The sequence below is a fragment of the Acinetobacter sp. ME22 genome (genome assembly GCF_022012315.1).
Classification (GTDB): Bacteria; Pseudomonadota; Gammaproteobacteria; order Pseudomonadales; family Moraxellaceae; genus Acinetobacter; species Acinetobacter brisouii_A.
The window spans coordinates 1-21,086 of sequence record NZ_JAKLTL010000016.1; the positions used below are offsets into that span (position 1 = coordinate 1).

A 21,086-nucleotide genomic window follows, 5' to 3' on the forward strand; every position below is an offset into this window, starting at 1 on the left:
GTTTTTCGACTCTTAGTCCGTAAATGTCACTCGAGCAATCGCTTTTTTACCTGACTGAACGATTATCGTCGTGTTTTCTTTCACCGAATAACCCGCATCAACCACATTCCAGTCAACTTTAACTGCACCACGTGCCACAGCATCTTTCGCTGCCGCTGCATTTTTGGTTAAACCAGCCGCACGAACAATAGAGGCAATAAATAGTTCACCACCAAACTCGCCACGTGAAATGGTCACTTCTGGTGTACCTTCAGGTAATTCACCTTCTGTGATGATATTACCCGCACCTTTATGTGCATTCGCAGCTGCTTCAGCACCGTGGAAACGTTCGACCAATTCAAGCGCAAGGATTTTCTTCACTTCTTGTGGATTACGCCCTTCTGCAATTTCTTTTAGCAGGGTTTTGATTTCGTCTAAAGATTTAAAGCTGAGCAAATCAAAATAACGTTCGATCAAAGAGTCTGGCATTGAAAGGACTTTTTGATACATCGCGCCTGGAGCATCAAACACACCAATATAGTTGCCGAGTGATTTCGACATTTTATTGACGCCATCCAGACCTTCTAGAATTGGTACAGTGATACACACTTGCGCTTCTTGATCATAACGACCTTGTAAGGTACGACCCATCAACAAGTTAAAGGTTTGGTCTGTACCACCCAATTCAACATCTGCATGCAAAGCAACCGAGTCATAACCCTGTACCAATGGATACAGGAATTCATGAATCGCAATCGGTTGCTGGTTGTTATAACGCTTCGTGAAGTCATCACGCTCAAGCATACGTGCAACGGTTTGCTGAGATGCCAACTGGATTAAGTCAGCCGCAGTTTTGGTTGCAAACCATTCTGAGTTAAATACCACTTTGGTTTTATTTGGATCAAGAATTTTAAATACCTGTTCCTGATACGTTTTGGCATTTTCTAATACTTGTTCACGTGACAATGGTGGACGAGTTGCACTCTTTCCTGTTGGATCACCGATCATCGCGGTATAGTCACCAATCAAGAAATATACTTCATGCCCTAAATCTTGGAATGTTTTTAATTTGTTGATTAAAACAGTATGCCCAAGGTGCAAGTCAGGTGCAGTTGGGTCAAAGCCTGCTTTAATTTTAAGAGGACGGTTCTGTTTCAGTTTTTTTAACAGGTCTTCTTCAGAGATAATTTCATGCGTGCCACGTTGGATCAGGGCAAGCTGTTCTTCAGCAGGTAAGAAATTTGACATCACAAAATCCAAACACATCAGTTATTCAATTTGTGCGATATACTAACACTTTTTCAGCATATTGCAGGCTTTGTTGCTCATGTCAGACATCTATATTGGAGTGATGACGGGAACAAGTATGGACGGTGTCGACATCGTAGCCGCCTCATTTGACCCTTTACAACTTCATGCAACACTTACTGTGCCTTTTGATCCTGACTTACAAGATCAACTCATGGCACTGACTTTACCTGATGACAATGAAATTGATCGGATGGGTAAAGCCGATGTTGCACTTGCCACGATGATTGGACAGGGCATTAACCAACTGATTGAAAAAAATCAGCTTGACCGTAAAAAAATTATCGCCATTGGTTCACATGGGCAAACCATTCGCCATCGTCCTGAACATGGTTTTACCTTGCAGATCGGTGATCCAAACATTATTACCGAACTCACGCAAATTCCTGTGGTTTCAGATTTCCGCCGCCGAGACATGGCAGCAGGTGGACAAGGTGCCCCGCTCGTGCCTGCCTTTCATCAGGCCTTGTTTCAACATGCTTCGCTTGATCGGGTGATTTTAAATTTGGGTGGAATTGCCAATGTCAGCATTTTGCCTGCGGATCAGCCTGAAAAGGTCTATGGATTCGATACTGGCCCAGCCAACATTTTAATGGATGCATGGTGTGAACGTTATACGGGACATCCGTATGATGAAAATGGTGATTGGGCAGCCTATGGCACACCCATTCGCGCTTTAATGGATCGACTATATGCACACGAGTTCTTTTCTAAAGAGCCACCGAAAAGCACAGGTCGTGAAGACTTCAACTTAGAATGGTTGGATGAACAACTTAGCGACTGGCGCAACGATATTTTGTATGAAGAGCTTGAAGATACTCCTGAAAATATTCAGGCGACTTTAGCCAAACTCACTGTTCGTGCCATTCAAAAAGCCATTTACCGTTCAGGGCTGGAAAATGGTGAAGTTTATGTTTGCGGTGGCGGTGCCTATAACTCGCATATTTTAGAGCAATTGCGCTGGCGTTTGCGTAAACATCACTGGGCTGTACAAACCACAGATGTTTTAGGACTATCGCCAACATGGGTCGAAGCGACTGCTTTTGCTTGGTTAGCGATGCGTTTTGTCAAACAGTTAAGTGGTAACTTACCTGCGGTGACAGGCGCTCAAGGTTTACGCATTTTAGGCAGTATGACTGCGGTTTAAACACTATTTTCTAGACATAAAAAAAGCCCTGCTCATCAATTACGGCAGGGCTTTTTAATATTCGAATTAGATCGAGAATGATGAACCACAACCACAGGTTGTTGTTGCATTTGGGTTCTGCACGATAAAGCGTGAGCCTTCAAGACCTTCAACATAGTCAACCACTGAGCCGACCAAGTATTGATAGCTTAAAGAGTCAACCAGCATTTTAACATCGCCATTTTCAAAAGCCGCATCATCTTCATTGGCACTTTCTGCAAAGTTAAAGCCGTAAGAAAAACCAGAACAGCCACCGCCAGTCACATATACACGCAACATCAACGCTTCGTTGCCTTCACTATCACGAAGTTGGCGGACTTTATTTGCAGCATTATCTGTAAGCACTAAAGCTTGAGTACTCATCGTGGGCATTCCTCACATCAATTTCGTCTTGTCTGAAGACAATTTGCGCAATCATAGCATATTCAAAATGGGGCTGCTGTTGGAAAAATTCAATTCCTAGCAATTTACTCAATTTTAACATGGCAATTTGGTTTTATGAGGATTCCTGATTAGAATAAGCACAAATTGCTACCCAGTTAAAATTTTATGATTCAGCTTGACCAACTCAGCTTACGTCGCGGTGGACGCGTGTTATTTCAAAAAGCCTCGATGCAACTGCATCCTGGTTGGAAAATCGGTTTAACTGGGGTCAATGGTGCAGGGAAATCAACTTTATTCTCAGCCCTGCTTGGCGGGATGGAATCAGACAGCGGCTCGCTCAGTCGCCCAAATGTCTGGACTGTGGCACATATGGCACAGGAAATCGAAGCCCTCGACATGAAAGCGATTGATTTCGTGCTTTCAGGCGATGAGGAATATTGGGAGATTCAGCACAAACTGGATCACCCTGATGAACTTAATAATGATGAACTCGCACATTTATATGGGCGTTTTGATGAAATTAACGGTTACTCAGCCCCTGCCAAAGCGTCGCAATTGATGGCAGGTTTAGGCTTTTTTGAACATCAATCTGAACTGAGTGTTGCCAGCTTTTCGGGTGGATGGCGGATGCGTTTGAATCTGGCACGTACCCTGATGAGTCGTTCAGATCTGCTGCTGCTTGATGAACCGACCAACCACTTGGACTTGGATGCGATTTTATGGCTGGAAGACTGGCTTAAAGCGTATGCAGGGACATTGGTACTGATTTCGCATGACCGTGATTTCCTCGATGCGATTACCGATCATATTTTACATATCGAAAATCAGGAACTGATTTTATATACAGGTAACTATTCGACCTTTGAACGTACCCGTAGCGAACGTCTTGCCCAACAGCAACAAGCTTACGAAAAACAGCTCGAAACGCGTGCGCATTTGCAGAAATATATTGACCGCTTTAAAGCACAAGCCACCAAAGCCAAACAAGCACAAAGCCGTATCAAACAGCTCGAACGCATGCAGGAACTCTCTGCTGCACATGTCGATACGCCATTTACTTTCAGTTTCCGTGAACCGACCAAAATGAGTTCACCACTACTGGAACTGGAACACGCAGATATTGGTTATGGTGAAAAACTGATTGTGACTGATGTAAATTTGCAGATTACTCCGACCAGTCGTATTGGTTTATTGGGGATGAATGGCGCGGGTAAATCAACCCTGATTAAATCACTGGTGGGTGATTTGCCACTCATGCGTGGTCATCGTAAGGCATCTGAGTTACTCAATATCGGTTACTTTGCTCAGCACCAAATGGATGCCTTAGATGGCAATGCCAGCCCAATGCTACAACTGGCGCGGATCGCTGACCCTAAAATCAGTGAAGCGACTTTACGTTCTTTCTTAGGCAGTTTTGGCTTTAGTGGTGAACGTATGGACACCCCTTCTGAAAGCTTTTCAGGAGGTGAACGTGCGCGTTTAGCCTTAGCCCTAATTGTATGGAAACGCCCAAATGTCTTGATTCTAGATGAACCGACCAACCATTTAGACTTAGATATGCGTCATGCTTTAACTATGGCTTTACAGGACTTTGAAGGTGCTGTGGTGTTGGTGTCGCATGAACGCCAACTAATTGCCAGTGTCTGCGATGAGCTGATTTTAGTGCATGCAGGTCGAAGTAAAGAGTTTGAAGGTGACTTAACTGCTTATGCAGACTGGTTGCGTCAAGCTCGTATCGACATGATGAAAAATGGGCAACAACCTGCTGCGCCTGTCAAATCTTTGGTTGAAGAAAAGCCTGCGATTTCAAAAACCGATAAAGAAGCACAGCGTAAAGAAGCCGCTCGTCGCCGCGATTTAACCCGTCCGATTCGTAAAAATATTGAAAATGCGGAAGCGAAAGTTGAAAAATTACAGCCACGTTTAACCTTAATTGAACAGCAATTGGCAGATTCAAGTCTTTATGAAGCCAACCGTAAAGATGATTTACTCAAACTGATGAATGAGCAAACAGATCTGAAGCAGCAACTTGAGCAACTGGAAGAAAAAATGCTGGAGTTGATGATGGAACTCGAAGAACTTGAGGGTTCATTTGAAGATTAAACGCTTAAAAGCCCAGTGATTACTGGGCTTTGTTTTTTCCTGTACCACAGACTGCATTGACCACAGACTCGGCAGGACTATTACGTGGTGCAGTATGCAAACTTGTTTTTTTCGCAGCTAAACGAATGGGAACATCTTTATTATTTTTGCGTTCTTTGGCATTGACTGCAATGATATTGAATCGTTTTTGAGGCTTACACTGTACTTCATACTGCATATACACAATTTTAGTTTGAGTAATATTCTTTGCCCAAACATTAATCGTTCCCTGAGGAGTCAACAATGAGCCATTATCTAACTGAATTTCAATATTTTTATCTTTAAAAATTGAAGTCCATGTTGTTGCAGCATGTACAGATGTATCTAGGCAGCCTAGTCCAAATATTACAATCGCTAAATTTTTTGTAATCTGATTCATACGAAGATGAGAATTGCATTTAAAGTAAGAAGTACCTTAACAGTTTGTGATTTTCTCAGCAAAATATATAGAAAAAACAAATTAAAAGCGGTGGATAAAGATTGATATTCAATCATTGTGAATGCTAAATTTCTTGGAAGATTATGGGTCATCTCACATCACATTGCTGTTGATAACTTCGGGGAAAATGTGGATAACTGTGGATAAGTCCTGAATTATCCATAAAGATGTTTTGCTCATGGAGATAATATACACTCTAAAGCAAAATATTATTAATTTATATTTTATAAATCAAATAGATAGAGTAAAGGCATTCAATTATGCATATTCTTGATTTTCTGTTTAGCCTTGAACAGCAACTTCCACTCATTTTACAAGAATATGGGTTATGGATATATGCCATTGTTTTTATAATCATTTTCTTAGAAACAGGCTGTATTGCTATGTTTTTTTTACCAGGAGATAGTTTACTGATTGCACTCGGTGCATTATGCGCTTCAGCAGGTTCTGTTCATCTTGAATACATGTTCATCCTGTTATTTCTTTCTGCAGCCTTGGGATATATTGTCAATTATTATACGGGACTTTATTTAGGCACAAAAATCTTAAACTGTCGTTTTGGATGTATCAAACAAGAGTACCTCGATAAAACCAATCACTTTTTCCAAAAACATGGTGGAAAAACCATTATTTTTGCTCGTTTTGTACCATTAATTCGTTCCTTTGCCCCATTTGCTGCAGGTTCAGGCGGCATGCGTTATTCCTATTTCATTGTTTATAACTTGATTGGTGCAATGTTATGGATTGGTGTAATGCTGGGTATTGGCTATGTCTGTGCAACTACCCTCTGGATTATATTTCAATAAAAAAGCACCCATTACGGGTGCTCGTTCTTAGATGCCTAACTCAATTAAGCATCAATATCAGCATTCAATGCATTTTCTTCAATAAAGGCACGACGCGGTTCAACATCATCACCCATTAAGCAAGAGAACATCCGATCTGCTTCAATCGCATCATCAACCGTCACCTGTAGCATATTACGGTTTTCAGGATCCATAGTGGTTTCCCAAAGTTGCTCAGCATTCATCTCACCCAGACCTTTATAACGCTGAATCATCATGCCGCGACGTGAGTCCTGCAAGATATGCTGCCAAACTTGATGGAAGCTACTCACAACGATACGACGCTCGCCTTTTTGCAAGTATGCGCCCTCTTCTAGCAAGCTAAACCAGCTTTTCGAGTTCTTTAATAGACGTGCATATTCAGCAGAGTTTAATAGACCTGAATCAAGTAAATAAGCATGTGGCAAGTTATGCACATAAACAGTAATACGTGGCCAGTAATGGGTTACTTTGGTTCCATCGGTATTTTCGACATCAAAGCTTTCTAATGAAACTTCTGGGCGAAGACTTGGTTGAAGCTTGGTAATTTCAGCCTGCAAATGTTCAGCCCATGTTTGTACATAGTCTTGCTCAACATTTCGTTCAGATTTAAAGGCTTCAACTGCCAATAGACCATCTAGCAAACTTGCTGGATAACGCTGAGTTAAACGATGCAAGCTCTTTTGTGAAACTTGGTAATCTTGAATCACTTTTGCTAAAGCTTCACCCGCAATCGCAGGAGCTTCTGCACTCACATGTAAAGACAATTCATCAATCGCATTAGAAATCAAATAAGTTTCCAAAGCATCATTGTCTTTAATATATTGTTCTTGCTTACCTTTTTTCAATTTATATAAAGGTGGCTGAGCAATATAAATATGTCCACGTTCAACCAGTTCAGGCATTTGACGGAAGAAGAATGTCAACAACAAAGTACGGATGTGTGAACCATCGACATCAGCATCGGTCATAATGATAATTTTATGATAACGCAATTTGTCTGGGTTATATTCTTCACGTCCGATCCCACAACCTAAAGCGGTAATCAGCGTACCCACTTCTGCTGAAGAAATCATCTTGTCAAAACGCGCACGTTCCACGTTCAGGATTTTACCTTTCAGCGGCAAGATTGCCTGCATCTTACGGTTACGCCCCTGTTTCGCAGAACCACCAGCTGAGTCACCCTCGACCAGATAAAGTTCAGACATCGCTGGATCTTTTTCCTGACAGTCTGCCAGTTTCCCTGGTAAACCTGCGATATCCAGCGCACTCTTACGACGCGTCATTTCACGGGCTTTACGGGCTGCATCACGCGCACGTGCGGCATCAATAATTTTGCCTGCAATTGATTTTGCAGCTTGCGGGTTTTCTAATAAATAAGCCGAAAACTCTTTATTCATCGCCTGCTCAACCGCAGGTTTCACTTCACTCGAGACCAATTTTTCTTTGGTTTGTGATGAGAATTTCGGATCTGGCACTTTGACAGAAATAATCGCGGTCAAGCCTTCACGGGCATCGTCCCCTGTGACACCGACTTTTTCTTTTTTCAACAGGCTTTCATTTTCCATGTAGCTGTTTAAGCCACGGGTCAATGCCGCACGGAAACCTGCCAAGTGCGTTCCACCATCTTTTTGCGGAATATTATTGGTAAAGCAGCGAACATTTTCCTGATAAGAATCATTCCATTGCAATGCAACTTCAACACCAATGCCATTTTCAGCCTGAGTAGTGAAATGGAAAATCTCATTCAGATGGTTTTTGCCTTGGTTAATGTATTTCACAAACTCAGACAAGCCACCTTCATAATCATATACATGCTCAAGGTGAATACGTTCGTCACGTAGAACAATGCGTACACCAGCATTCAAGAAAGAAAGTTCTCGCAGACGACGCGCTAAAATATCGACATTGAAAATCGTCTGGCTAAAGGTTTCTGCACTTGGCCAAAAACGGACGATGGTTCCTGTTTTATCTGTTGTGCCAACAACATGAAGTGGATACTGCGGATCGCCATGTTGATATTCTTGTTCATGGACTTGACCTGCGCGGTAAATCGTCAGTTGTAGTTTGCTCGATAAAGCATTAACCACCGAAACACCAACGCCATGCAAACCACCAGAAACTTTATAGCTATTGTCGTCAAATTTACCGCCTGCATGCAGAATGGTCAAAATCACTTCTGCGGCAGAAACACCTTCTTCTGGGTGAATATCGGTTGGAATACCACGACCGTTGTCTGACACACTAACTGATTCATCTTCATGAATCGTCACCACGATTTCGTCACAATGCCCCGCCAAAGCTTCATCAATCGCGTTATCAACGACCTCAAAGACCATATGGTGCAAACCTGTACCATCATCGGTATCCCCAATGTACATCCCAGGGCGTTTACGTACAGCGTCTAAACCTCGTAAAACCTTAATGCTAGAGGAATCATAAGCCTTTTCATTGGTTTGTTCTGTTTGAGAAGCAGGTTGAGACTCTGAACTCATGTTTTCTCCCTAGTCATTGTGAACGACAGATTCAACAGGCTGCTGATCAGCTTGAATACTGTGAATCTTGCCGTTTTCTACATTGAATAATTGATAAAAAATAGATAGATCATGTAAATGTTTCTGTACCAACTCATGATCCAAAGTGGTCAAAAAAACCTGACTACCCAGTTGGCTTAAACGTTCCAATAAACGTCGTTGGGCAGCATTATCAAGCTCTGCCGTCAAATCATCTAATAATACCACAGTTTCCTTATTACTCGCATGTAGCATTGCAATCTGTGACAGCTTTAACGCAATGATCAGCAATTTTTTTTGCCCACGCGACAGGACAGTATCGGCATCGCCTAACGCTGTTTTTAGACGTAAATCTGCCCGATGTGGACCATATTCGGTATAGCGTCGCTCTTTGTCTTTATCGTGTGCTGAAACCAGTTGTTGCAGCAAACCTTCTTTCTCATGAAAGCCTGCGCTATATTCCAGACGAATCTCAACATCAGGCAATAAATACTGAATATCCTGCTGAAAATACTGATTCCAATGCTGGACAATACTCATGCGTTGATGGTGCAACATTTCACCATATTCACTCAGCAACCTGTTCCACGGCTCAAGATCCAGCAATGTCAGATGTCGCTGAGTTTTTAATAAACTATTTCGCTGTTTCAAAGCTCGAGTATAGGCTTGCCATGTCGCATAAAAGTCAGGTTCCACGTGGAACATCAGCCAGTCCAACAACTGTCGTCTTGGCTTTGCGCCATGATCAATAATATCGGTACTTTGTGGTTCAATCAGTTGTAAGGGAAGTATTTTAGCCAACTGACCTTGGGTTGCAATACTATCGCCATTAACCTTAATCAGTTGCTCACCCGAAGTAAATTTTTGAATACCAATTTTATCTTGACCCGCTTGGGCGAAAATTAATGCATGACTTTGCTCATGCTGAATATAATTTTTAGGAAGGTGGGTACGAAAAGAACGTCCTGTTGCCAGTAAATGAATGGCTTCTAAAACTGAAGTTTTCCCTGAACCATTCTGACCATAAAAAACATTAAATGGCTGCAAGCAAGGCATTGCAGCCATTTCAATGTTACGCACACGTTCGATACTTAAACGCGTAATATGCATAGGCGTCGTTACACACGCATTGGCATGACCACATAAGTCTGGTCAGCGTGAGCAGGATCTTGAACCAATACCGATTGGTTTGCCTCAGTCATGGTCATGGTGACATCATCGCCATCCAAGACACTGAGAACGTCAAGTAGGTATTGTGCGTTGAATGACATTTCCAATGCTTCATCGGCATATTGAATGACTAAGTCTTCACTCGCTTCATCTTGCTCTGGGTTATTGGCACGCAGTTGCAGGGTATCGGTATAGAAGTTTAAGAATACGCCACGTAATTTTTCATTACTTAAAATCGCAACACGTTGCAAAGACTGTTTAAACACGTCATGTGCAATCACAACATGTTTGTCACCACCACGAGGAATCACGCGGCGGTAGTCAGGGAATTTTCCATCAATCAATTTTGTCGTGAAGCGAACTGTAACACTGCCCTGCTCTTTATCGCGGCTTGGCAATTGAATGGTGACATTCAACAATTCACGACCAATCAAAACCGTTAACGGCTGATCTTCAATGGTCAATAAACGTTGTAACTCACCCACGGCTTTACGTGGAACAATCGCTTGTAACGGCTGTGATGCAGTTGACGCAGCAGAAGTTTCACAGAGTGCCAAACGGTGACCATCGGTGGTTACTGCACGAAGTTGGTTTTGATCAATCTCAAGCAAAGTGCCCGTCAAATAAAAACGTACATCTTGTACCGCCATCGCGAACGCAGTTTTTTCAAATAAGCGTTTGAGTTCGCGTTGAGTCACCTGAACCTGAGTACCTTGGGTATTTTCAGTCGTTAATAACGGATAGTCTTCCGCAGGTAAGGTTCCAAGTACAAAACGACTATTACCTGACTTCAAGATACAACGCTGATCTTCAGTAATCTGTAAATCAATCAACGCCGCGCTTGGTAAAGATTTGCAGATATCCATAAGTTTACGTGCAGGAACTGTCGTCTCCCCTGCCTGTAAACATGCACCTTCGGCAAATGGCATGCTTGCCACCAATTCAACTTCTAAATCCGACCCTGTAATGGTCAATGCTTGTGCAGAAGCTTGAATTTTGACATTAGATAAAATGTTTAAAGTATGTCGACGTTCTACGACCCCAACAACATGAGATAGTACATTTAACAGACTCTCTTTCGCGATTTTTAGGCGCACAATGCATTCCTCTAACAGGTATCTTTTTAGACAAATAGGGGGTTGAGTCGAGTACTATGCGGCAGAAGCCTATACATTGCAACTCGACTTTTTCTCTTCAATAAATTTTGGATTTTAACTCTGTAACAGGCGGGTTAAATTCTTATAATCTTCATCAAAAATTGGATCTTCTTCACGTAAGCTTTGTACTTTTTCGCAAGCATGCATCACGGTACTATGATCACGTCCACCAAATGCCATACCAATCTCAGGAAAGCTATCACCTGTTAATTCACGCGCTAATCCCATGGCTAACTGACGAGGACGTGCATAAATACGGGTACGCTTTGGTCCAACTAATTCTTTGAGTGGAATACGAAAATATTCACTGACCACACGTTGAATATTTTCAGTACTAATGGTTCTTGCCCGAATTGCCAAAACATCTTTTAGCGATTCACGTACAATATCAAGATCAATTGTAGACCCTTTAAAGCGTGAGATCGCAACAACTTTGTTGAGTGCCCCTTCAAGCTCACGAACGTTGGCAACCACTTGCTGAGCAATAAAGAGTGCACAGTTACGGGGTAAATCAACGCCAGTGCTTTCGGCTTTTTTCAACAAAATTTCAATACGGGTTTCAATATCAGGTGGTTCAACCCCAACTGATAATCCCCAAGAGAAACGTGAAACTAAACGAGGATCTAATTCAGTTAATTCTTTAGGATAACGATCCGACGTTAGAATAATTTGCTTAGATTCATCTAACAGCGCATTAAACGTATAAAAGAACTCCACCAGACTGGCTTCTTTACCCGCCAGTAAGTGAATATCATCAACCAGTAACAAATCTAGAGAACGGCAGTTTTTCTTAAACTCTTCAACTTTGCCTTTTTGCAGAGAGCTCACAAAATCTTGTACAAAACTTTCTGCGGTCATGTACATCACACGTGCATTTGGTTTGGCTTGTAATAGCGCATTTCCCACGGCCTGCATTAAATGCGTTTTACCCAAACCCGTAGGTCCATAAAGAAATAATGGGTTGTGCTGAGATGCACCGAGCTGAGTAAGTACTTTACGGCAGGTTTCAGCTGCCATTTGGTTAGAACGTCCTTCAACAAATAAGGAAAAAGTAAAGAGAGGGTTTAACTGGCGTTTCTTGCTCAGTTTCGACACAGGTTGAGCAACAGGGGCGACTTCAGATTCTTTTTCTTTTCGAGATGGACTGGGTACAGGTGTTTCCAGAGCTGCTGTTGTTGTTGCTGGCTGTTCACTGGCTTTTAAAATTGCACCAGGACGAGAATCCACCATAATCTCAACTTGGCGAATACGACCTTCTGAAAGCTGCTCAGCCAATATGGAAATCAACTCAAGATGATGCTCTTGAATATAACGAGTCCAATACGGATTTGGCGCGTATAAACGTAAGATCTGTTCATGCTCTTCAGCAACCAATGGGCGAATCCACATGGCAAAGACATTATCAGAGAGCTCTTGTCGCAAGCGAGTTAAGCAGTCTGTCCAAAGCATGAGATTCCCCTACGTACCGACTTAAATAAAAAGATTCCCCGTACTTCAACAGCAGGGGGTGGGTATTCTAACCAAGTTATCCACATCTGTCATAGAGAAATCCACAGATTTGCATAAAAAATAGCAATTCAATCTCTCTAAAGTTTCGCAAAATACTTGTGGATAAGTTTATACACAACCTGTGGATAAAATATATCACAAAGTTATCCACATTTTATAAAAAAGATAACAACAATAATATCCACAACATAAATATATGATTATTATTAGAAATAATTGATTATCCACAAAAAATATCAACACTAATAATAATAAATTTGAATTTTAAAATTTAAATTTAATTAATAAGGCGGATAAGTTTTGTGGATAAATCGGTTTATTTTGAATTTAAATTTATTTTTTAAAGTAGATTGAACAACAGTAAGTAAGATCAAAATGAATGACATCATAGATAAAATTAAAAATATGTAAGATTTGAATTCTCTAAATTCTATTTTTTACACACATATTGATTTGAAGATATGTATTTTTTCAGAAATATGTAAGAAATAGCGTAAAAAACAGCTTTTTGATTGACAGTACGCTAAATGCACAATAAAATCGCGAACCTTTATAGATAGATCAATTTTTGGGAGTTTCTGTATGAAACGTACATTCCAACCATCTGAATTAAAGCGTAAACGCGTTCATGGTTTCCGTGCTCGTATGGCAACTAAAGCTGGTCGTCAAGTTCTAGCTCGTCGCCGTGCAAAAGGTCGTCATAGCTTAACTGTATAATTTAAAGTTAACGCTTCATCGACTTGGGTGTATGGCACTTTATAGTTTCAGCACAGATGTTCGCATACGCTGTGCTGTAGATTACAAAAGTGTGTTCGATGGTGCGCTTTTTAAAGTGCATCAACCCCATTTTCTTTTTTTAGCAAAACCAAGTGAAACGAATAGTCGTCTTGGATTGGTTGTTGCAAAAAAGAAAGTTCGTCGAGCACATGAAAGAAATCGAATAAAACGGATCGCTCGCGAAAGTTTTCGCCTGAACCAACAAGCAATTGCTTCGTTGGACATTGTTGTTATGCCTAAAATGGGCATTGAAAATATTTCAAATGCTGAATTGCACCAGCAATTAAAATTTGCTTGGCAAAAACTCAATCGCTTGGCACATAAGCGTCAAAATAATACGTCTATTTCCCCACAAAAGTAGAGATGACCAATGGTTCGTATCCTGCATTGGTTTATACGTCTCTATCAGATTGCGATTAGTCCTCTACTTGGACCGCGTTGTCGTTATATTCCTACTTGTTCACAATATGCATTGGAAGCTTTACAAATGCACGGTGCACGACGTGGTTTGTGGTTAACGACATGTCGAGTGTGTCGCTGTCACCCTTGGGGAGGTTCAGGCTATGATCCTGTGCCTGCAAAGGGTGTTCGTTTTATTTCCTTTCAGCAAATCGATTCTCAAACGCTTCATGTTACTGTACCCTTTCGTGAACGTTTCTTGAACCAAAATTACTCTCACTACTTGGGGTCATAGCTATGCAACAATGGGCCAGGTTTGCGATTATCGGTGCCATGTTGGTTACCGCTTATTTGCTTATTTTGGCTTGGCAAAAAGACTATGGACACGCAAATAACACACCGCAGCAGCAAAGTGCAGCGGTTGTGTCACGTGATGTGTCTGCAGATTTGCCAAACAGTCAAAATACAGCATCTACAGATATGCCACAGGCAAATACTGTAGCAGCAGCAAACACTACTTCTGCAACAGCGAATCAGCATTTGATTACTGTCGCAACAGATTTATATCGTCTTTGGATTACTCCAAAAGGCGGTGATATTGTGCGTCTTGAATTGCTTGCACATGATGAAAGCAAAGGCAGTGATCAGCCTTTCGTGATGTTGGAAAGCGATAATAAACGTACCTATGTCGCACAATCTGGTTTAATTGGTGCCAATGGACCAGACGGCAGTGCAAATGGACGTCCTGATTTTGAGGTAGAGAAAAACAGCTATACCTTAAATGATGCAAAAACGGTAACTGAAAACGGTAAAACCGTAAAAGTTCTCACAGTGCCAATGGTTTATAAAACTGCCAATGGTGTTGAGATTGTGAAAACCTTTACCTTCAAACAGGGTGATTACCCGATTGAAGTCGGTTATCAGGTCATGAACCGTAGCCAGCAAAACTGGCAAGGTCAGTTCTTTGGTCAGATCAAACGTGATAACTCAGTCGATCCAGGTAAATCAAGTCAAGGTATCTTCCAATTAGGGACTTATCTTGGTGGAGCTTGGGGTACCCCTGATGAGCATTACAACAAATTGAAATTTGCTAATTTCAATGATGATAAGTTGAATGTTCAAGCCAAAGGTGGTTGGGTTGCTGTAGTTCAGCACTATTTTGTCAGTGCTTGGATTCCAGGTTCATTGAAGCTGACTCAAGCCAATGGTCAACCTTACACAGCCACTTTACAGTCACGTAAAGCTGGTGAAGAGATGAATATTATTGGATTCACTTCACCTTCGATTACTGTACCTGCAGGCACAAAAATGGAAGTCAATGCGACATTCTATTCGGGTCCAAAAGTACAGTCTGAGCTGAAAGATCTAGCAGTTGGTTTAAACCAAACTGTGGATTATGGTTGGTTGTGGCCAATTGCAAAACTGTTGTTCCTTGGTTTGGAAACTTTCCATAAGTTCTTGGGGAACTGGGGCTGGTCAATTATTCTATTGACGGTTGTTGTGAAGATGATTTTGTGGCCATTGTCTGCAAAAAGCTATCGCTCAATGGCTAAAATGCGTGTGATTGCACCTGAAATGCAACGCATGAAAGAAGAGTTTGGCGAAGACCGTATGCGTTTCTCTCAAGAAATGATGGCTTTGTACAAACGCGAAGGGGTGAACCCGCTTTCAGGTTGCTTGCCATTATTCATGCAAATGCCAATTTTCTTGGCATTGTATTGGGTGTTAATGGAAAGTGTTGAGTTGCGTCATGCACCTTGGCTAGCGTGGATCACTGACTTATCTGCAATGGATCCATGGTTTATCTTGCCATTAATTATGGGTGGAACCATGTTCGTTCAGCAAATGTTGAATCCTCAACCAGCTGATCCAATGCAAGCAAAAGTGTTCCGTTTAATGCCGATTATCTTTACGGTATTTATGCTGTTCTTCCCCGCAGGTCTGGTGTTGTACTGGATTGTGAACAACAGTATTACGATTTTACAGCAGTGGTTTATTGCACAAAGTGTGAAAAAGCAACGTGAAACTCAAACGAGTGCTTAATCTCAACTAGACCAAGCAGACAACTGCTGAATAAATCCGCCTAAGATGTTACGCTTAGGCGGATTTTTATTTGACTGAATATTGATAAATTTAGGTGTGTGTTATGCAAAACCAAACCACCATTGCTGCTATCGCAACGCCGCCCGGTCGTGGTGGTGTCGGTGTCATTCGACTGTCAGGCCCTAAAGCCTATGCGATTGCTCAGGCAATCAGTCAGAAGAACTTGCCGAAAGCCCGAATGGCAGGTTTTCGCCAGTTTTACGATGCTCAGGGCGAAGTCATGGATGAGGGTTTGGTCTTATGCTTCCCTAACCCCAATTCCTTTACTGGTGAGGATGTGGTAGAGCTACAGGGACATGGTGGACCTGTGATTCAGAATGCCCTGCTTGCGCGTTTACTTGAACTTGGTGCAACTGCTGCTAAAGCAGGTGAATTTTCCATGCGCGCCTTTGAAAATGGCAAACTGGATTTGGTGCAGGCTGAAGCGATTGCCGATCTGATTGATGCAACTTCGCAAGCGGCTGCACGCTCTGCAGTCCGCTCCTTGCAAGGCGCATTTTCCAATAAAGTGAATACCGTTTTGGAAAAATTGATTCACTTGCGTTTGCATGTGGAAGCTGCGATTGATTTTCCTGAAGAAGAAATTGATTTTCTGGCCGATGGTAAAATTTTGGCTTTGCTCGAAGATGTACAAAGTTCAGTACAATCCGTGCAACAGTCCGCACGTCAAGGTCAGTTACTTCGCGAAGGTTTACAGGTAGTGATTGCAGGTAAACCCAATGCAGGTAAATCTAGTTTACTGAATGCTTTGGCTGGGGTTGAACGTGCGATTGTGACCGATATTGCAGGGACAACTCGTGATGTCTTGCATGAAAAATTGAGTCTGAATGGATTGCCAATTACCCTGACCGATACTGCAGGTTTACGCGAAACAGGCGACATTGTGGAAAAAGAAGGGATTCGCCGCGCCATCAAAGAAATTGAACAGGCAGATTTATTGCTGCTGGTCTATGACTTAAGCCAAGGTGAAGATCCGCTGCAACTGGCACAGCATTATTTTGCAGAACATTTAGAGCCGCGCCGTTTGATGCTGATCGCCAATAAATGTGATTTGACTGACAATACACCTGCAATTGGTGAATATCAGGGCTTTCGTCATATTACAGTGTCGGCAAAGCAGGAAATGGGTGTTCAGGCGCTCATAGATGCGATTACAGCGCACGCAGGCTTTCATCCTGAAGAAGATACCTTTATTGCGCGAACACGTCATTTAGATGCAATGAAGCGCACACAGCAGTATTTGGCAGAAGCACGTGTGCAGTTGGTCGATTTTCATGCAGGTGAGCTGGTCGCTGAATCACTGCGTCTTGCCCAAAATGCCTTGGGTGAAATTACAGGTGAATTTAGTGCAGATGATTTACTTGGTAAAATCTTCGGTTCGTTTTGTATCGGAAAATAAGCACATCGTTTCTACGGTATTTTATCCACATTGAGTGAATCAACTGTGGATAAAACCTATTGAGATGTGGATAAGATTAAGTACATCAACTGAGAGAAAATAGTTGCTCAGCTTCATGTTTAAGGGCTTGGTTCATTCGCTCAAAGTTAGTCTTGGTTTTGGTTTCGAGTGTTTTTAAAAATGCTCGAACCAAGATACCCTGAAATTCTTCACTATGGATCAGTCGAGTTTGATTTTTGCCAATCGTGTTGAGTTGAAAGCAATGTTCTCCATCAAATAGACCTGTGATCAGCAGCTTACCTCTCCACTTGAATTCTTGGTTTTCTTGTTTGTTTAAAACCACTGCATGAAATGACATTTTATTTTTCTGTGGGTCTTGTAGGGTGACTTTGATTTTATTGCCAACTTTGACATCGCCAATAATCTGATGAATAAATGGATTCCAGTTAGGGTAATGTTCAAATTGCATCAGGGTGTTCCACACAATCTCAAGTGGCGCATTGATGATGATTTCTGTTTGAATCGTTGTACGCATAAATTATATTTTTCTTATAAAAGTGTCTTAACCATAAAGGATTTTTTGAATTTTTTCCCGATGAATTTTGTAATTGAAATTTAAATAAATATCAATAAATTATAATTATTTTAAAAGTTTGAGTCATGCTAAGAAATACAGCATGACTGTGCCTGAGTCACATTAAGAATAACGTTTGAGCAATTTTAAAAACTCGTCAAGTTCGACTTCATTCACGACGGTTTCATCGCCTAAGACATGATGACGTAAATGCTGCTCAGTTAGCTCGTTCATTAAACCATTGATTGCGCCTTTAATGGCAGCAACTTGCTGCAAAACTTCGATACAACTGCTATCACCTGCTTCAAGGTGTTGCTCCACACTTTGAATTTGACCTTTTAGGCGTTTCACACGATTCAATATTTTTTTATCTTGATGAAGATGGCTCATATCCGAACTCAAAAAAAATAAATATACTATGGGGGAGTATATTTGAGTAATCTAAAAATGCAACGTATCGATTCAAAACGATCTCATGATCATCAGTTTGATGAAGGAAATCCTCTGGCTCAAAAACGTATTTTGTGGGCGACCATTTTAACGGGTGTCATGATGGTTTTTGAAGTCGCTGGAGGATGGATTTTTAACTCCATGGCACTTTTAGCAGATGGTTGGCACATGAGTTCGCATATGTTGGCTTTGGGCTTGGCATATGTGGCTTATCGGGCTGCACGTCATTATTCAAAAGATCAGCGTTTTAGTTTTGGTACGTGGAAAATCGAAATTTTAGCAGGTTATAGCAGCGCAATTTTATTGATGGTTGTTGCCTTATTTATGGCATTTCAATCCATTGAGCGATTATTCACACCATTGCCTATTCATTATAATGAAGCGATTTTAATTGCAGTGATTGGATTGGTGGTGAATTTGGTTTGTGCGTGGCTGCTACATGATGATCCTAACCATCACCATCACCATCACCATCACCATCACCACGATCATGATCATCATGGACATGAGCATCATCATGATTTAAATCAGAAAGCGGCATTTATCCATGTGATTGCCGATGCGGTGACTTCAGTATTTGCAATTATTGCCTTGCTAGCAGCCAAGTATTTTGGTTGGAACTTTTTAGATGCAGTACTCGGTATTGTTGGATCGGTCTTGGTGGCAAAGTGGTCTTGGGGTTTGATGTGTGAAACAGGTCGAACTTTACTCGATGCAGAAATGGATCATCCTGTGGTTGCTGAAATTTATGAAGTGATTGAACAGCTCGATATCCCTGTAAATGTAACCGATGTACATGTTTGGAAAGTGGGTAAAGGGAAATTTTCCTGCATCTTGGCATTGGAAACTGCGCATGCTTTAAGTGCAGATCAGGTGCGTGAAGCATTATCCATTCATGAAGAAATTGTACATATTTCGGTTGAAATCAATCCAAGCTAAGCATGTTCCACGTGAAACCTACTGACAAATTTACAACGCTTGGGTTGCATACTTAGAAAATTGTTATCCGCTACAATCAGCACTTTTTAAGGAAGTGCTGAGCCATGAAAAAATTAAGCCTTTGGTTATTGGCATTATGCTGCTCAAGTGCCACCTTTGCCGATGTCACCAGTTTAAGTAATCAACTTAAGCATCAGTATCCGAACCTGAATTTTCAAAATATTGCACCGACTGAAGTGCATGGTTTATATAGTGCCAATCTGGATAATCAGATCGTATATCTAGATGAAGCAGGTCAGCATGTCATGCTTGGCAGCATGATTCGTTTAAAAGATCAGAAAAATTTAACGCAAGATTTAGTAATTCAAAATAACCGTGTGGATTGGCGTAGCCTTCCCTTTCAAGATGCGTTAAAACAGGTTAAAGGCAATGGTCAACATCAATTGGCAATTTTTGTTGATCCGAATTGCCCATATTGTAAAAAATTAGAGAAAGAACTCGCAAAATTGAACAATGTTACGATTTATCGTTTCTTGTATCCAATTCATCCGCAATCCATCGTACCGTCGAAACAAGTGTGGTGCAGTGAAAACCGCAATTATGCTTGGGATAATTTGATTGGGCGCGGCTTCATGTCAAATGCCAGTTCAAGTTGTGCCAATCCGATTCAGCGCAATTTACAACTCGGTCAAAAACTGAAAATTGAAGGAACGCCAGGGATTATTTTTGCCAATGGTTATCGGGCATTAGGCTATACTTCAGCCGAGCAAATTCAGGCATTTTGGCAGCAAAATGGCTTATAAAATTTAAAAAAATAGCACACTCTAAGGTGTGCTATTTAATAGAAAATTGAATTTTAGGTATTTTTACGGATGAAGTTGTAAATCACTAAAATTACAATTGCACCAATCACAGAGGCAATAAAACCTGCTGATGAATGTGCGCTATATAGTCCAAGCATTCGTCCGCCATAAGTGGCAACAAATGAGCCTGCGATCCCGAGTAAGGTCGTGACAATAAAGCCTGCTTTGTCATCGCCAGGATGCAAAGCACGTGCAATGAGCCCCGCAATAAAACCAATAATAATCACAACAATCAGATGCCACATGTTGTTGCTCCTTTTGTTCCTGAATGAAATAGATTGAAATTAGTGTGCAGGATGAAGATGGTTGAAAATAGTAGAGTATTGATAATTCACGTTATATTTTGTGATTAAAAATAAAAAAGTGGCGACCTGCGCCACTTTAAATCAACATCTTTTTACAGACCAATTTCACCAATAAATGGCAAGTGGCGGTATTTTTGGTCATAGTCTAGACCGTAACCGACAATGAATTTATCTTCGACTTCAAAGCCAAGGAATTGCACATCGAGATCAATTTCACGGCGTGATGGTTTGCTGACCAAGGTGCAAAGCTGAATCGAATTTGGCTCACGCGTTTTTAAGATTTCCAGCACTTTGCTTAAGGTGTTGCCTGAGTCGATGATATCTTCAACCACAAGCACATCTTTGCCACGGATTTCACCATCGAGGTCTTTGAGAATTTTCACGTCACGCGTAGATACTGTCCCACCACCATAACTTGAAACTGTCATGAAGTCGAGTTCATGCGCTTTTTGAATTTGACGGCATAGATCCGCCATAAAAATCACTGAACCACGCAGTAATCCAATCAATACCAGTTCTTTATCACTATGAGCATAGTGAGCATTGATCTGTTCACCGAGCTCTTTGACTTTGGCTTGAATCGCCTCTTCAGAAATCATTACGCTTAATTGCACAGTCATGGACAGCTACCTAGAAACATCAGTATGTAAAAATAAAAAAGGTGTT

At 41.4% G+C, this 21,086-nt stretch carries 21 protein-coding genes; 10 read left to right on the forward strand and 11 right to left on the reverse strand.

The window, feature by feature from the left end; all coding sequences use genetic code 11:
• Positions 1-12 precede the first annotated feature (12 nt).
• Entirely contained in the window at positions 13-1,245 is a 1,233-nt protein-coding gene (gene tyrS, locus LVY74_RS15580) for a tyrosine--tRNA ligase (RefSeq protein WP_151778413.1), read from the reverse strand.
• 61 nt (positions 1,246-1,306) lie between these two features.
• Between tyrS and LVY74_RS15585 the strand changes: the two genes are divergently transcribed.
• Complete coding sequence (locus LVY74_RS15585) at positions 1,307-2,434, forward strand: anhydro-N-acetylmuramic acid kinase (RefSeq protein WP_151778414.1); 1,128 nt, start codon at positions 1,307-1,309, stop codon at positions 2,432-2,434.
• A 66-nt stretch (positions 2,435-2,500) separates the two neighbouring features.
• Here the strand turns inward: LVY74_RS15585 and erpA are convergent, their stop codons facing one another.
• Positions 2,501-2,836 carry an iron-sulfur cluster insertion protein ErpA gene (gene erpA, locus LVY74_RS15590; RefSeq protein WP_111896235.1) on the reverse strand — a complete coding sequence of 112 codons (336 nt, stop codon included), beginning with the start codon at positions 2,834-2,836 and terminating at the stop codon, positions 2,501-2,503.
• 186 nt (positions 2,837-3,022) lie between these two features.
• On the opposite strand from erpA, the gene LVY74_RS15595 reads away from it, so the two are divergent.
• Positions 3,023-4,960, forward strand: coding sequence for an ATP-binding cassette domain-containing protein (locus tag LVY74_RS15595; RefSeq protein WP_151778415.1), 1,938 nt, complete (start codon positions 3,023-3,025; stop codon positions 4,958-4,960).
• Between the two features lie 19 nt (positions 4,961-4,979).
• Here LVY74_RS15595 and LVY74_RS15600 read toward each other — a convergent pair whose 3' ends face one another.
• Entirely contained in the window at positions 4,980-5,378 is a 399-nt protein-coding gene (locus LVY74_RS15600; protein ID WP_237815827.1) for a hypothetical protein, read from the reverse strand.
• Positions 5,379-5,698: 320 nt separating this feature from the next.
• On the opposite strand from LVY74_RS15600, the gene LVY74_RS15605 reads away from it, so the two are divergent.
• Positions 5,699-6,244: a VTT domain-containing protein gene (locus LVY74_RS15605; RefSeq protein ID WP_237815828.1), complete on the forward strand. Its 546-nt coding sequence runs from the start codon at positions 5,699-5,701 to the stop codon at positions 6,242-6,244.
• Positions 6,245-6,288: 44 nt separating this feature from the next.
• On the opposite strand, the gene gyrB is transcribed toward LVY74_RS15605, so the two are convergent.
• The 4 genes from gyrB to dnaA form a co-directional block, all read right to left on the reverse strand.
• Positions 6,289-8,757, reverse strand: coding sequence for a DNA topoisomerase (ATP-hydrolyzing) subunit B (gyrB, locus tag LVY74_RS15610; RefSeq protein ID WP_237815829.1), 2,469 nt, complete (start codon positions 8,755-8,757; stop codon positions 6,289-6,291).
• 9 nt (positions 8,758-8,766) lie between these two features.
• Entirely contained in the window at positions 8,767-9,885 is a 1,119-nt protein-coding gene (gene recF / locus LVY74_RS15615) for a DNA replication/repair protein RecF (RefSeq protein WP_237815830.1), read from the reverse strand.
• Between the two features lie 8 nt (positions 9,886-9,893).
• On the reverse strand, positions 9,894-11,042 hold the full coding sequence (dnaN, locus tag LVY74_RS15620) for a DNA polymerase III subunit beta (protein WP_111896229.1): 1,149 nt from the start codon (positions 11,040-11,042) through the stop codon (positions 9,894-9,896).
• Positions 11,043-11,156: 114 nt separating this feature from the next.
• Positions 11,157-12,551 (reverse strand): chromosomal replication initiator protein DnaA, encoded by a 1,395-nt coding sequence (gene dnaA, locus LVY74_RS15625; RefSeq protein WP_237815831.1) that lies wholly within the window; start codon positions 12,549-12,551, stop codon positions 11,157-11,159.
• Positions 12,552-13,193: 642 nt separating this feature from the next.
• Here dnaA and rpmH point away from each other — a divergent pair.
• The 5 genes from rpmH (at position 13,194) to mnmE (ending at position 17,289) form a co-directional block, all read left to right on the forward strand.
• Positions 13,194-13,328, forward strand: a complete 135-nt coding sequence (gene rpmH / locus LVY74_RS15630) for a 50S ribosomal protein L34 (RefSeq protein WP_000831329.1) — start codon at positions 13,194-13,196, stop codon at positions 13,326-13,328.
• 31 nt (positions 13,329-13,359) lie between these two features.
• Positions 13,360-13,749, forward strand: coding sequence for a ribonuclease P protein component (gene rnpA, locus LVY74_RS15635; RefSeq protein ID WP_151778113.1), 390 nt, complete (start codon positions 13,360-13,362; stop codon positions 13,747-13,749).
• 9 nt (positions 13,750-13,758) lie between these two features.
• Entirely contained in the window at positions 13,759-14,082 is a 324-nt protein-coding gene (yidD, locus tag LVY74_RS15640) for a membrane protein insertion efficiency factor YidD (protein ID WP_151709579.1), read from the forward strand.
• Between the two features lie 2 nt (positions 14,083-14,084).
• The gene (gene yidC / locus LVY74_RS15645; protein WP_237815832.1) at positions 14,085-15,830 is read left to right on the forward strand and encodes a membrane protein insertase YidC; all 1,746 of its coding nucleotides are present in this window, start codon (positions 14,085-14,087) and stop codon (positions 15,828-15,830) included.
• 103 nt (positions 15,831-15,933) lie between these two features.
• Entirely contained in the window at positions 15,934-17,289 is a 1,356-nt protein-coding gene (gene mnmE, locus LVY74_RS15650; RefSeq protein ID WP_237815833.1) for a tRNA uridine-5-carboxymethylaminomethyl(34) synthesis GTPase MnmE, read from the forward strand.
• An 85-nt stretch (positions 17,290-17,374) separates the two neighbouring features.
• Here mnmE and LVY74_RS15655 read toward each other — a convergent pair whose 3' ends face one another.
• A complete protein-coding gene (locus LVY74_RS15655) occupies positions 17,375-17,824 on the reverse strand; it encodes an SRPBCC domain-containing protein (RefSeq protein ID WP_237815834.1) in 450 nt (149 codons plus the stop codon).
• A gap of 162 nt (positions 17,825-17,986) precedes the next feature.
• The gene (locus tag LVY74_RS15660; RefSeq protein WP_151709592.1) at positions 17,987-18,253 is read right to left on the reverse strand and encodes a metal/formaldehyde-sensitive transcriptional repressor; all 267 of its coding nucleotides are present in this window, start codon (positions 18,251-18,253) and stop codon (positions 17,987-17,989) included.
• A gap of 57 nt (positions 18,254-18,310) precedes the next feature.
• On the opposite strand from LVY74_RS15660, the gene dmeF reads away from it, so the two are divergent.
• Positions 18,311-19,252, forward strand: coding sequence for a CDF family Co(II)/Ni(II) efflux transporter DmeF (gene dmeF, locus LVY74_RS15665; RefSeq protein ID WP_237815835.1), 942 nt, complete (start codon positions 18,311-18,313; stop codon positions 19,250-19,252).
• A gap of 104 nt (positions 19,253-19,356) precedes the next feature.
• Entirely contained in the window at positions 19,357-20,055 is a 699-nt protein-coding gene (locus LVY74_RS15670) for a DsbC family protein (protein WP_237815836.1), read from the forward strand.
• A 53-nt stretch (positions 20,056-20,108) separates the two neighbouring features.
• On the opposite strand, the gene LVY74_RS15675 is transcribed toward LVY74_RS15670, so the two are convergent.
• A complete protein-coding gene (locus LVY74_RS15675; protein ID WP_237815837.1) occupies positions 20,109-20,360 on the reverse strand; it encodes a GlsB/YeaQ/YmgE family stress response membrane protein in 252 nt (83 codons plus the stop codon).
• A 152-nt stretch (positions 20,361-20,512) separates the two neighbouring features.
• Positions 20,513-21,040 carry a hypoxanthine phosphoribosyltransferase gene (gene hpt, locus LVY74_RS15680; RefSeq protein WP_151709595.1) on the reverse strand — a complete coding sequence of 176 codons (528 nt, stop codon included), beginning with the start codon at positions 21,038-21,040 and terminating at the stop codon, positions 20,513-20,515.
• Positions 21,041-21,086 lie beyond the last annotated feature (46 nt).